Source organism: Aestuariicoccus sp. MJ-SS9 (assembly GCF_032586235.1).
Lineage (GTDB): Bacteria > Pseudomonadota > Alphaproteobacteria > Rhodobacterales > Rhodobacteraceae > Aestuariicoccus.
In genome coordinates, this window is record NZ_JAWHTD010000068.1 from 1 (window position 1) to 12,370 (window position 12,370).

General features: G+C 58.1%; 9 protein-coding genes and 1 pseudogene. 3 read left to right on the forward strand and 7 right to left on the reverse strand.

What is annotated here, in order from left to right; genetic code table 11:
• Window positions 1-475 precede the first annotated feature (475 nt).
• The gene (locus RXV88_RS22010; RefSeq protein WP_316295774.1) at window positions 476-1,480 is read right to left on the reverse strand and encodes a hypothetical protein; all 1,005 of its coding nucleotides are present in this window, start codon (window positions 1,478-1,480) and stop codon (window positions 476-478) included.
• Window positions 1,481-1,574: 94 nt separating this feature from the next.
• Window positions 1,575-2,150, reverse strand: coding sequence for a TetR/AcrR family transcriptional regulator (locus tag RXV88_RS22015; protein WP_316295776.1), 576 nt, complete (start codon window positions 2,148-2,150; stop codon window positions 1,575-1,577).
• Between the two features lie 121 nt (window positions 2,151-2,271).
• Here RXV88_RS22015 and RXV88_RS22020 point away from each other — a divergent pair, with 121 nt between their 5' ends.
• The 3 genes from RXV88_RS22020 (at window position 2,272) to RXV88_RS22030 (ending at window position 7,370) form a co-directional block, all read left to right on the forward strand.
• Window positions 2,272-2,739: an MAPEG family protein gene (locus RXV88_RS22020; protein ID WP_316295778.1), complete on the forward strand. Its 468-nt coding sequence runs from the start codon at window positions 2,272-2,274 to the stop codon at window positions 2,737-2,739.
• 1,187 nt (window positions 2,740-3,926) lie between these two features.
• Window positions 3,927-6,368: a TOTE conflict system archaeo-eukaryotic primase domain-containing protein gene (locus tag RXV88_RS22025; RefSeq protein WP_316295780.1), complete on the forward strand. Its 2,442-nt coding sequence runs from the start codon at window positions 3,927-3,929 to the stop codon at window positions 6,366-6,368.
• A 435-nt stretch (window positions 6,369-6,803) separates the two neighbouring features.
• Entirely contained in the window at window positions 6,804-7,370 is a 567-nt protein-coding gene (locus RXV88_RS22030; protein WP_316295782.1) for a hypothetical protein, read from the forward strand.
• 370 nt (window positions 7,371-7,740) lie between these two features.
• Here RXV88_RS22030 and RXV88_RS22035 read toward each other — a convergent pair whose 3' ends face one another.
• The 5 genes and pseudogenes from RXV88_RS22035 to RXV88_RS22055 form a co-directional block, all read right to left on the reverse strand.
• Window positions 7,741-7,998 carry a hypothetical protein gene (locus RXV88_RS22035; RefSeq protein WP_316295784.1) on the reverse strand — a complete coding sequence of 86 codons (258 nt, stop codon included), beginning with the start codon at window positions 7,996-7,998 and terminating at the stop codon, window positions 7,741-7,743.
• Between the two features lie 116 nt (window positions 7,999-8,114).
• Complete coding sequence (locus tag RXV88_RS22040) at window positions 8,115-8,891, reverse strand: DUF2779 domain-containing protein (protein WP_316295786.1); 777 nt, start codon at window positions 8,889-8,891, stop codon at window positions 8,115-8,117.
• Window positions 8,892-8,990: 99 nt separating this feature from the next.
• Window positions 8,991-9,620 carry a hypothetical protein gene (locus tag RXV88_RS22045; RefSeq protein WP_316295788.1) on the reverse strand — a complete coding sequence of 210 codons (630 nt, stop codon included), beginning with the start codon at window positions 9,618-9,620 and terminating at the stop codon, window positions 8,991-8,993.
• Window positions 9,621-9,633: 13 nt separating this feature from the next.
• The gene (locus tag RXV88_RS22050) at window positions 9,634-10,902 is read right to left on the reverse strand and encodes a tyrosine-type recombinase/integrase (protein WP_316295790.1); all 1,269 of its coding nucleotides are present in this window, start codon (window positions 10,900-10,902) and stop codon (window positions 9,634-9,636) included.
• A gap of 309 nt (window positions 10,903-11,211) precedes the next feature.
• A pseudogene (locus RXV88_RS22055) lies at window positions 11,212-12,025 on the reverse strand (IS3 family transposase); the annotation flags it as partial.
• Window positions 12,026-12,370: the final 345 nt, after the last annotated feature.

Here is a 12,370-nt window from a genome sequence, read left to right on the forward strand (position 1 = left end):
GGCCTTCCTCTCAGCCATCGCGTTAGCCGCAACCGTCATGTTCTGGCTATGAAATGTGAATGAGTCCTGACCCTAAGTAGTCTTGGGCCAAGGCAACAAATCCATCTAGACATTGAATTGACTGACGAGCAGCAAAAGCACGTACACCTCGTACTTGCAGACAAAAGGGCCCGTGAAGCACTAAAGAACGCATCGGAAGCGTGTCTTGCAGGAGTTTCTGGCTCAAGACGAACTCAGCTAGACACAATGCTATCTCGGATCGCCCGACGCGTCGCATACTTCCCTTACGCTGGCTCTTCCGTTCTACGGCCAGGATTTTCTGAGTGACTGGCGGCAGTAGGACCAAGCCAACTAAACATAATGGACCCTATAGGCTCCGCCCAATTGTTTATCTGGACTTCGAGGCTCTGAATTTTCGCACTGATCGAGGCGACCTTCGCTTGATCTGCCCATGAGACATGCGCAATGCGGGATCTTAAGGCGAGAGCGGTGCGCCAAGCGCGGCGGTGATCCTTGCTATTGCCGAGGGTTGCGGCGCGTTCCTGCTAAGGTAGTCCGCACCTGTATATCCCCACCAGTCCCAGCAGCCGTTTGGGTTCCCGGCAAACGAGTTGTACCAGGGCGAGGGTATCTTTGCTGCCTGAGGGTAGAGCACGACGATGTTGTTCGACTCGGCCCAGCCGTTGAAGCCGGTGAGTCGGGCATAGTCTTCGCCGATAGCCTCGCGGCCTTGATTGCAGCCGTGCAGGGCGATGTGCAGGCGGCACTTTTCTCCGGAACGGCAGGCGGAGGGCACGTAGACGAAGGCAATCTCGTCCACCCCCGCCGCACCTTCCGAATAAATAGATTGATCAAACGTAAGGAGGTTCCCGGAAACGGGCGAGACGGGCGGCACAAGTTCGCCGTAGAGCCAGTTGAGAATATCACCGGCCTGGTCGAAATCGCAGTCCACCAGATACTCTGGTGTTGTGTCCGCGCAGCCCACAGACGCATTTTCTGTGACGAAGCCGTGCCCAGCCTTAACAGAGGAGACGTAGTTGATGGCCACTTCGGATACGCCCAGCGCGAGATACGTCGCCTCGAGAGCATCCATGCTAGACCGTGCGACTGTCTCGTCCTGCGTTCCGTGGAACATATAGACGCGGTCGGATGCTACTCTGTCGAGCCCGTCGATTTTCCCGGCTGAAGCCATGTCTCGCATCGACTGAATCGACTTCTCGGGGTCTGGTCCCCTGAAGAGAGGGTCCATGCAGACGTTCAACGCCTGCCAAACTGAGTCATCTGCACAGTTGAACGGTCCGCCAGCAACTACCGCGGCACCTACGATGGATTGTGAAAAAGCGATTTGTAGTTGCACCGCCATGAAGCCCCCGCTGGAAAGACCCGAAACCGTTGTCTGGCTGGGATCAAGGTTAAGCGAGGAAAGCGGGTCCGCACCGGCAGAGCCAGCCCAAGACGCGACGGCGATAAAAATGCTCAATCGCTTGCTCAATGTCCGTCCCGCCTTTCGCTATAATCGGAGAAGCCAAAAGTCTCTCGCGATACCATGTTTTTAGTTTGCCAATAATGCGAGGTCACCGGCCGTCGCGCAGAAGCCGCGTCATGAGATTGATGACCTGTTCGTCCGACAGCCCCTGGTGTAACGCCAACAGGCGCCAGGTCTCGAAGTTCAGCGCAAGGGCGATCGTGGCACTCAAAAGCGGGTCTTTTCGCTTCGGCTCAGTGAACGCGGCGAGAAGGGTTTCACCCGCGGCCTGCCAGTAGCTGTAATAGGGCGCCATAATTGGAGTGCCGCGCAGGTCGTCGATCACTGAGGAGATCATCGGTTCGGTCTCGCGGTGGAAGGCGTATGCCGCGGCAAGCCCGTGGCGGAAGCGCTCTTCGCCGCCCTCCACAGTTGCCCATTCTTCGAGATCGGGAAGGGGGTGACGCTCGAAGTAGGTACCGCTGCAGGCGCCGAGGAGTTCCATGTCATCGGCAAAGTGGCGGTAGACAGTGACCGTGCCGACACCCGCCTCCTGCGCGACATCGCGCATCGAGGTGGCGGCCGGACCCTTCGACTGGTGCAGCTTGATCGCCGCCTCGACGATTCGCTGCCGGGTCTCCTCCTGCGCTGCGGCGCGCTTTGTCTGTTGGTACTTCCTGGCCATGATTTGATGATACACGATATTTCACGAAGCTTGACAAGCCTTCTTGTTTCGCGGTACGGGTATTTTCATGAAATAGAACGTTTCACGAAAATCAGGAAGCCGTCAGCAAGGAGACCCTGCGATGTCCACACTCACCATGCAGAACCCCGTTTTCGTCATCTATATGATCGCCGCAGCCCTGATGGTGCTCAAGGTGATGGGTCAGGGATGGGTGACAGTCTACCGGATGCTGAAGGTGGGCTCAGGCTGGGCGTCGGCGGAGGACCTGCGCCCCGGGCTCATCAACCGCAACCCGAACCCCTCGCAGCTTGAGATTAACGACTACGTCGACCGGTCTCGCCGCATCCACCGCAACGACTTGGAGAACATCCCGGCTTTCCTCGCCGTGGGCCTGCTCTTCGTGATCGCCGGGCCCTCGACCCTGCTAGCGGGTGTGCTGATGTACGGCTTCGTTGCCGCCAGGCTGCTGCATACGCTGGCCTATACCACTCAGCAGAGCCACGAGATCCGCGCGACGCTCTACACCATCGGCTCGGTCGCGGTAATCGTGATGGCGGTCTACGTGCTCTGGGTCACGCTGACTCTTTGATCTCATGTTAAGGCTTTGTGGGCTTGGAGAGGTTTTATTTGGAGGAGGGCTCGGAACTTGGACGTCTGGCATATCGATAAGCTTTCTCCCAGCTATTCCCTGATAGGCACGGTTTAGAGCGGTCACGAGTGATGCTGGAGCCTCGGTCAGGTAGGCTCCTTGGTTCAGTTCCAACTTTCGGTTGTAGAACAGGCCCTTGCCATCCGGTCCATCGAGAATGGCCTTCAGGGCAGATCCGGTCTCACCCTCAACCAAGAATTTCTCGCGGGGTAATCCTGGGTCGAGTTCCTGAAATTCGCGGAGCTGAATACGATAGGCGGGCTCACCCGCCCAATTTGTGCCTTCTAGTCCGGTAAAAGTGTCGTCAGCTTCCTCGGCCACTTCGGAAATACCGGTAAAACCCCGGTTGTCGGTCAAATGCAGGACGACATCACCAGGTTTGGCCCGACGCATATTCGCGTAGAAATCACCGCCATTCTTCGCGCGCTGCGGTGACCAAAGGGCTTCACCGAGACGGTCTGGCCCCGATTGCCGATCAGGTCTACCTTTGACAAGTACCTTTTCTATCCAAACCGTGACCTGGCTAGAGCTCGCCTCGTCAGTTACACCCAACTCGTCAGGTGCATTTGGTGCTCGGGGTTGATGGCAGTTTATCATAGGCGGGACGTCCATGGGCGGGCATGTAGCCAGTATGATTGCGGATGAGCTGTTTGAGACGGATCGCATCGCTGGGTTGCTCTGTGTGGGCTAGCCGCTTCAACATCATGATCGAAGCACGCCCTGCGGACACTGAACGTTGGTTTCGTGCGCTCGTGGGTCTGGAATACAAGCCGGAAACCCAGCGCTTGCGCCTCATCACCCTCATCTAATCGCAAACTGGTGTAACTCATGCACGCGTGGGTGCGGACTCACGCTGCATCGCGAACGGCGGCAGCTTTGGGCTCTGAACGGGCGTTCGCGGCAAGTTGTCCGAAAGTCCGGTCTTGGCGTGCGCCGCCGGTCAAGTTTTCGCAGCTTTCCAACGGTCCAGGATGGCTCAAGGGAGAGGGTGGACCGGGAGAAGCCCCACGCCTCCCAGGAAAACAGCCGGTGCTTAGGGTACGCCCGAGACATGATAGACCTGCTTACGTCAGTCCGCTCCGCGCATTATGCTAAGCTTGGCGAAAAGGATTGGGCGGAATTCGCGGGTGGCAGAAAAGACCGATATTGAGATGGACTTGACGCGGATTCGAGCGCGCCTGGCCAATTTGGATGCCGAACGGCGCGAGCTCCAGTCTGAGATGGAGGCACTTGAGGCTCGTCTCGATGCAAAGCCCGCGCCAACTGTGAAACAGCCCTCCTCCGAGAACGCCCCAGTCACGAATAGCTCGCCGTCGCGTGAAAAGGTCAATCTGTTCCGGAGCCTGTTCGCCGGTCGGCCGGACGTATTTCCGGTGCGATGGAATAACAGGAAGACCGGCCGCTCAGGATATTCGCCTGCTTGTGCCAACGAATGGGTGAGGGGCATCTGCGGCAAGCCGAAGGTCAAATGCGGCGAATGCCCCCATCAGAAGTTCATCCCGCCAGATGAAGGCGTCATGGAAAAACACCTGCGCGGTGATGATGGCCGAAGCGGCGATTTCGTCGCCGGCGTCTATCCGTTGCTGCCCGGTGATACATGCTGGTTCCTGGCGGCTGATTTCGACAAGGCTTCCTGGGCGGAAGACGCTAATGCGCTGCTCGAAACCTGCCGGGTGAAGGGAGTTCCCGCAGCGCTGGAACGATCGAGGTCTGGGAACGGCGGTCATATCTGGATCTTCTTCGCCGAACCGGTCTCTGCCCGTCTGGCACGCCAGCTTGGATCAGTTCTGATCACCGAAACGATGGAACGGCGGCCGGAAATCGGCTTTGCTTCCTATGACCGCCTGTTCCCAAATCAGGATATCATGCCGCTCGGCGGCTTCGGCAACCTGATCGCGCTGCCGCTCCAGAACACTGCGCGCAAAGCTGGTAACAGCGTCTTTGTGGACCCGGACATGCGGCCATATGACGATCAGTGGGCCTATTTGTCTTCCTTGCCGAGATTGTTGCCGGCGGCGGTGAGTGACCTGGTCGAAGCCGCCGAGCTTTCCGGGCGAGTCCTGGGCGTGCGGATGCCGGTGGATGACGAACAGGCGGACGAACCCTGGAAGATGTCTCCGTCACGCCGCGGCACGCCTCGACGCCTCGATGTGCCCGTTCCGCAGACCATCAAGGTGACGGCCGCAGACCAGATCTATATCGACCGTTCGGGGCTGTCCTCGCCCTTGATAGCGCAACTAGTTCGGTTGGCTGCGTTCCAGAATCCTGAATTCTATCGTGCGCAGGCGATGCGGCTGCCGACATTCGGCAAGCCACGAATTGTGTCCTGTGCCGAACTGCATCCCCAACACGTCGCCCTGCCGCGCGGCTGTTTTGACGAGGTGGTTGGGTATATATCCGAAAACGGTGCCACTCTTGAGATGGACGATCTTCGCGAGAACGGGAAAGCCTTGCCGGAGATTGTTCGCTTTTGTGGCGAGCTCCGCCAGCAGCAATCGCGCGCGTTTGACGCCTTGGCCGAGCACGATACCGGCGTGCTTGCCGCCACAACCGCATTTGGCAAGACGGTGGTGGCCTCGGCGTTGATCGCACATCGAGCCCGAAATGTGCTGGTTCTGGTCCACCGTCGTGAACTCCTTAACCAATGGGTCGAGCGCCTTGGGTCCTTTCTGCGGATCGACCCGAAGCAGATCGGCACCATCGGCGCCGGAAAGCGTAAACCTACCGGAGTGATCGATGTGGCGCTGATCCAGAGCCTGGTTCGCAAGGGCGAAGTTGACGATCTCGTTGCCGATTACGGCCATCTTGTCGTCGATGAGTGCCATCACCTGTCCGCTGCAAGCTTTGAGCTTGTAGCCCGCAGATCGAAGGCGCGCTATGTCACGGGATTGTCGGCGACGGTCGCCCGAAAGGACGGGCATCACCCGATCATCTTCATGCAATGTGGTCCGGTGCGCCATCAGGTAAGCGCCAAATCACAGGCCGCCGAAAGCGGCATTCGCCATCGGGCGCGGGAACGTCACACGCGGTTCCGATTGCCAGAGGCACTCGCCATGGCCGAACGTCCTTCAATGCCTGCGATCTATGCCGCTCTGGCGGAGGACGAGGCTCGAAACGATCTGATCTTCGACGACGTGTTGAAATCGCTTGAGGCAAAACGATCCCCGATCGTGCTGACCGAGCGGAAGGATCACCTCGAGCATCTTCAGCAGCGGTTCTCGCGATTTGCGAAGAACATCGTCGTGCTCCGTGGCGGCATGTCCGTAAAGGACCGGAGGGCCGCGCATGCGGCGCTGAATGTCGATGACGATGAGGAACGGCTGATCCTTGCGACAGGACGCTATATCGGTGAAGGCTTCGATGACGCCCGACTCGACACACTGTTCCTGACGATGCCGATCGCCTGGAAAGGCACGTTGGCGCAATATGTCGGGAGGTTACATCGGCAGCATGACGAAAAGAAGGACGTGCTGGTGGTCGACTATATCGACAGTTCGGTGCCAGTCCTTGCCAGAATGGCCGCCAAGCGGCGGACAGGCTATCGGGCGCTCGGCTATGTAATGGAATAGCGATCCGCCCGAAGCGGGGCGCCAATTTTTTCTCGGTCGGTCAGGAACGCTGCATCGCGACCGCCAAATTCTACGCTCTTGAAGCGCCAGAAATCGCTGTGATCCCACGGGAGCTAACTTGGCTCACGAGAGAGGGTGGACCGGGAGCGGCCTACCGCCTCCCAACAGCACGGCCCGTGCTTGGGGTGGGGTGTGCCGGTCTTGCTGCAGCAAGCGCGAGACAAGCGCCAGTCTGATCGCGCGTCGAAAGTCATCGACTTTTTCATGGGAACAGCATGATGGCAGCGTATCGATTTATCGCGTTCACCGGTAACCTGAAAAACGTTACAAAACGACAATGAAATGCGGAACGTGTTGATAACCGATAAGTACGCACGTGAGTAGGCGACACGACACTTCTTTAAGCGGCTGAAACGGAAAGGGCGAGAGAGATAAATGACCACCGAGAAACCCTCTTGGCAAGATATAAAGCAGGTCATCTCTGTATGGTCAGACAAGCAACTCATCGGTCTCGTTCAAGACCTGTATCGTCTCAACTCTCACAACGCGGCGTTCCTGAACGCCCGGTTGCTACAGCATTCGGCACCCAAGCAAACGCTAGAACCCTACAAGAAGCGTATTCGCGCCGCTGTCAGCCCGAAGGAACCTTGGAAACAGGACGTCCGTCTGTCAGAGGGTCGCAAAGCGATAAGCGAGTTCAGAAAGGCAAACGGCAACGTCCGAGATACGCTGGCGCTGATGACCTACTATGTCCAATGCGGGAATGACTTCACCCTTGAGTTTGGTGATATCGATGAGCGGTTCTACAACAGCATGTGCTCGATGGTCGGCCAAATCAAAGACCGACTGCTGAAAGAGCAAGATCAAAGTCTAGCGGATGGAATTCTGCCTCTTTTGGAGAAAGAATTCAAACGCATCGATGGGCAGATGGGATGGGGATATCCGGACGAGTTTGGCGATCACCTTGGAGAGTTAAGGGACGCGTTTCAACATGATCGGTGACTGGCAATAAATCTTTTTCGGCCTGCCGCGTTTCGAGCCTCTGCTTTCTGCATTCATTCCCCGGGGCCAAGTTAGCTCGCGAGAGGGGGGGGACCGGGAGCGGCCTATCGCCTCCCAACAGCACAGCCCGTGCTTCGGGTGGGTTGTGCCGGGTTTGACCGGTTTACCGGGTTTGCTGGCCCTGGCCCCAACCAACCTGGCAAGCCATCGCTAACCTGTTGTGTAAGCCAGCCGCCTCCGGTTTCCAACATCCAAAAGGCAACGCCAGTGTTGGGCGCGGTCGTCCCTAATAGTAGGGGATTAGTAGGGGATGTACGTCAAACGTTCTCTTGCGTCGTCCGGAACCGTCCAAGATCAAGACGAGAATTAGTCAAGAAATCATAATGAGTTGTACGGCTTTAAGCGGCTTGATCCGGTCACGTCCAACACATGGACGGCAAAATTCGTAATGATGGGGTCGGGGGTTGCCTGCATGTGCGTCCGCGACATAGAGCGTCAGACCTTGCAGGAGCATGCGCGAACTATCGTCGAAGTGCTCGTTCTCGGGATTAGTCCGCACCGTCATCATGTCGGCGATGCTTGCCGTAACATCGATGGCCTGCTCGTCCTCATTGTTTATCAGGTCCATCGGATTAATCATGCACAATCGACCCGCTCAATTGACCTGCGCCACTTCATGGAGACGCCTTCAGCGAGACCAACCTTTCGCCGGTTGGAGGGCGTGTGTTTCTTGGCGTTGTTTGACTATGGGCGATGTGCCTGTGATATCGCCTGCATAGCTCCGTGAATGGCCACCATCGCCCACGTATCGCGCGTGCAATACTCGACCAGATCAGCATAGACTTTCTCGCGTTCCGGGGCCTGCGGATTGGTCAGCGTAACCTCTTTCCAAAGCCGGGCTGCGCTTGCACCTTCCCGGATATCGAGGTCATCGTAGGAGAGCTCCGGCAGCAATGCGGGCAACACGGCCTTGATTGATGCGCTTCCGTTGAAGGCGGGATCGGTGATGGTTTCGTCTGCGAATGGGTTCATGAGGTCGATCACGCGCGCATTGAGCCCTTGCAGGAACGCCGCATACTCCGGGAAAGCCTCGGCCATCTCATTATTGCGGGTCTTCTCGAACGCCTGGTACCAAACGAGCACCGAACCCGTCTCACCAATGTCTTTTCGCAACCTTTCGAGAAGCGCTGGCATCGGGTTGCCATCATCGCGGTGAAGGTATTCGCGATGCTCGACAGCTCCGTTTGGCTCGTGCCGGATATGCAGCGAATACTGGAAAGGAACCTGCTGATAAGGGCGTGTGCCTTCCCAGGGTGGCAGCAGGCTCTGAGAAGTCTCGTAATCGAAGTAGTAAACCGGATACGCGATCTCGTCGAGAAAGCCATCCAATGCTTCCTGGTCCACGGTCCTCGATCCGTGGCTGCGCGCATTGAGGTATCTTCTCGTTGACTTGTTCAGCACTGACGGATCATCAATCGCATCGATTGTGCTGATCGCCACCTGTCGATCGGAAAGATACATATTTTCATCTCCTTCTCTGTGATGAGACGAAGATGGACGAATTGAGAATCGAAAATAATAGAGAGATTTGGGTGCTGGAAAGGACCGAATCTATCTTGCCTAGGAACGAGGTGGCGCGAGAGGCGTTCGACCATCCGATGCCGTGCGCCTCCAGGCTTTGAAAGCGGAAGTGACTTCCGCCCCTATAGACAGCGCTTCGAATAGGGCCGCAAGGAACTCTGCATAGTGGGCGTCTCGTCCCAAAGCGTTAGGTGGAACAGTCTTGCCGTGTTCGGTCCACATCCGCTGCGTTTCGTCGATGACTGCGACAGCCCGCCAGTTCAACCCGTCATGCGATTTGGCAGATTTCATAGTCTCTTCTGTACGCAAGGCAGCAGCGCGCAATTCGCCAAGCGCGAGGTTCACAATCTCCAAAGAACTAATTTGTCCTCGGTCATCGAAGTCACTTCGAGGCAGAGCCTGTTGAATGAGCTGAGTGTCCAACTCTTCTTGAACCCATTGCGACGTTGCTGCAAGCTTCTTTTCCAGCGCATCAACCGCTGTCAGGATTGCCTTCAACCTGCCTCTGTCTTCCTTTCCTTTATGGTGCAGGAATTCAGTCCCATTCATCGCATCGCAAATCGCCTCCGCCCATAAATGCGCGTGGCCCATTGAAAACTCTGGTCGATGCTCCAGGATGACGTCTTGGGCTTTCTGGATCAGTTTTGGATCTGCCTTTTGTGGACCCATTGCAGCCTCTCGCTCAAGAGTTTCGCTTTCGCCGCTCGGCACCCAATTCGGCACCAATAAACCGCCCCCACTCACACATCATTTGCCTGCGCTTCTCAACCTGGTCGGACCGGTCGTAGGCTTGTTGCACCTTGCTTCCAACCCGATGGGCCAGCGCAATCTCCGCCATGTCACCATCAAATTCCGTCCGCTCGGCGACCCAGGTCCGAAACGTCGACCGCAGCCCGTGCGGCACGGCAGGCTTGTTCAGACGGGCATCAAAGAACCCCGCCTCGCTGGCCCTGAGATCCGCCTCATGCATCTTGCGCATGACCGCCGCCAGCGCGGCGTCCGAGAGCGCACCGCCGCGCGGGGCCCAGAACACCAAAGGATTGCCTTGTGCCTTCGGCAACTCGGAGAGCAGGTTCAGCATCTGGTCGGTTAGCGGGACGCGATGCGGACGCCCAGAGGGCGGGATTTTTGATGCGTGCCGGCCCGGCTGGATGACCCAGAGCCGCTTCTCCAAGTCGATCTCGTCCCAGGTCGCAAAGCGCACCGCCCCTGTCCGCGCCGCCGTCAGGCACTGGAATTCGAGCGCCCGCGCGCTCATCCCGGCACGCTCCGACAAAGCAGCGTACCAGCGAGCGGCATCGTCAAGCTGCAAGGCTGGAAAGTTCTTCCCGCCGGTCAGCTTGGTCGGGGACGGCAGGACCATCTCGAGATTGCCACGCCACCGCGCGGGGTTCTCGCCGCTCCGATGGCCTTTGACTGTGGCAAAATCGAGCACCCGCTCCAACCGCTGGCGCACCTTGGAGGCAGTTTCGGTTTTCTCCAACCAGAGCGGTTGCAGGACCTCGAGAACGTCGTGCAGCGTGAGCTCCGCCACGGCACTCTGCCCGAGTTGCGGCAGAACATGCCGCTCCAGCGAGGCACGCCACTGCTTGCGATGCGCTGCGCTTCGGAACTCGACTGTCTTTTCTGCGGCGAAACTCTCGACGGCTTCCTCGAGGGTCAGCGCGCGCCGCTGCGCGTCGTGGCGTGCCTCGATCGGGTCAATTCCCTGGCGCAGCATATCGCGGGCCTCACGCGCGTAGTCGCGCGCTTTGGCCAGCGGGACATCAGGATAAGGCCCAAGCCCCGCCTCACGGCGACGGCCCTGGTGACGAAACCGAAACAGCCAAGATCGCGCGCCAGAGGGGACGACCTGCAGCGAAAGACCGGCGACCCCTCCCACCGCATACACGCCCGGTTTGGTCAACCGTTTGACCTCGAGAGGTCCCATTTCCTTTGCGCGTTTGGGCATGTCGCTCCCGCTCTCGCTCGCGTTTGTTCAATTTGGGAATCGAACCGGAGGCCAAAAATCGAGCCCCACATGTACCCGCCCAAAAAGATGCAACACCGTGCTATTTCATGGCACGGGACGCGACAAGCCCTTTCGGTCAAGATATTGAAAATATTACGTTATGTGACGGATTGCGACAGCGGTGCGTCTCCGGTACTCGCCTCCAAATCTCTTTTCAACCTTTTGCTTTGCAAGAGATTTTTTTGGGGCAATCCTCTACCCGCCATTTTTTCGGTTCTCAATTGCGACCACTGAGGTGCCCCAAGTGTCCTAAACACCAGGCGTTGACAGTTTGAGTCGTCTTTCTTCGAAGTCAACGGGCGAAAGCATGCCGTTGTGCGTGTGTTTGCGTTTTGGGTTGAAGAACAACTCGAGGTATTCAATTTCGCGTACCTTACATTTCCGCGCCTGACTTTCTCGCGTTTCAGCAACTGAAGGAAGCTATCGGCAACGGCGTTGTCATGGCAATTTCCCCGACGGCTCTTGGAATGTTCCAAATTGCGTTCGCGCAAGAAAGCGGCCCATTCACGGCTGGTGAATTGGGCGCCTTGGTGGGAGTGGATCGGCAGGCCCGGCCCAGGCTTTCTCCGCCAAATCGCCATATGTCACGCTTGAACTGCCAGCTCTGACGTCTGGCGGGACTGGACGGTACAGCCGGCTACACGCCGTGAACAGAGACAGGCGAAGCCTTCGTGTGTGCGCAGGTACGTGATGTCTGTTACCCAAGCGCGGTCCCAAATTGCTGATCCGGCGTATTGTCCGCCACGACGGATGGTTTGCCGCCGTACACGCCGGGCTTCTTCTTGTGACCGATCTGCGCCTAAAGGCCCGCAAGGCGGGCGAGACGGGCCATGCGGTTCTCTGAGACCGCCCCGCTCAGGTCGATCAGATCATCGCAGATCTTGCGACGGCCATAGACGTCGCCGTGATCGTTCCATGCCGTCTTCTCCAACCCCGTTTGGCGTTCATCTTCAAGCGCGCGCTGGCTTAACGGTTCTTTAACCCGTGCATGGAAGCCGCTTGGATGAACGCGCGGCCTCTTGCAGAGAACACGGACAGGATACTGCTCGCGATCATCCACCAAGGTGAAGGTTTTTCGATGTGGGGTTTGGTGTGGGGTTGCGGTTTGGCGGGGGGCGTTGGGCAGCTCCTGAGGTGGAGGGCGCGATGCTGGGCGCTGTCTTTGGGGAAAGCCTGCCGACGGTGGTTTTTTGCGACAGTCGCGGTTGTGCTCGGCTTCGGGCTCAAGGTTCCGGGCCCAAAGCTGACGTCAACGATCACCGCGGCGCCGTGGCCTGCAAATCCCTGATGATGCCTTGATCCGGTGTGCCGCGGGTGATGGGGCAAACAGGTGCCGGTCCGGCTGCGGGGTGCGAACCGGCAATGCGTCCGCCCTTGTCGGCGGGCGTGTCGTCATGCGGCCTGGTTC

Coding starts and splice junctions, on each gene's coding strand:
- RXV88_RS22015 (WP_316295776.1), bottom strand. CDS start 2,150: ATGGCCAGGAAGTACCAACAGACAAAGCGCGCCGCAGCGCAGGAGGAG.
- RXV88_RS22045 (WP_316295788.1), bottom strand. CDS start 9,620: ATGGGTCCACAAAAGGCAGATCCAAAACTGATCCAGAAAGCCCAAGAC.
- RXV88_RS22035 (WP_316295784.1), bottom strand. CDS start 7,998: ATGGACCTGATAAACAATGAGGACGAGCAGGCCATCGATGTTACGGCA.
- RXV88_RS22020 (WP_316295778.1), top strand. CDS start 2,272: ATGTCCACACTCACCATGCAGAACCCCGTTTTCGTCATCTATATGATC.
- RXV88_RS22040 (WP_316295786.1), bottom strand. CDS start 8,891: ATGTATCTTTCCGATCGACAGGTGGCGATCAGCACAATCGATGCGATT.
- RXV88_RS22030 (WP_316295782.1), top strand. CDS start 6,804: ATGACCACCGAGAAACCCTCTTGGCAAGATATAAAGCAGGTCATCTCT.
- RXV88_RS22050 (WP_316295790.1), bottom strand. CDS start 10,902: ATGCCCAAACGCGCAAAGGAAATGGGACCTCTCGAGGTCAAACGGTTG.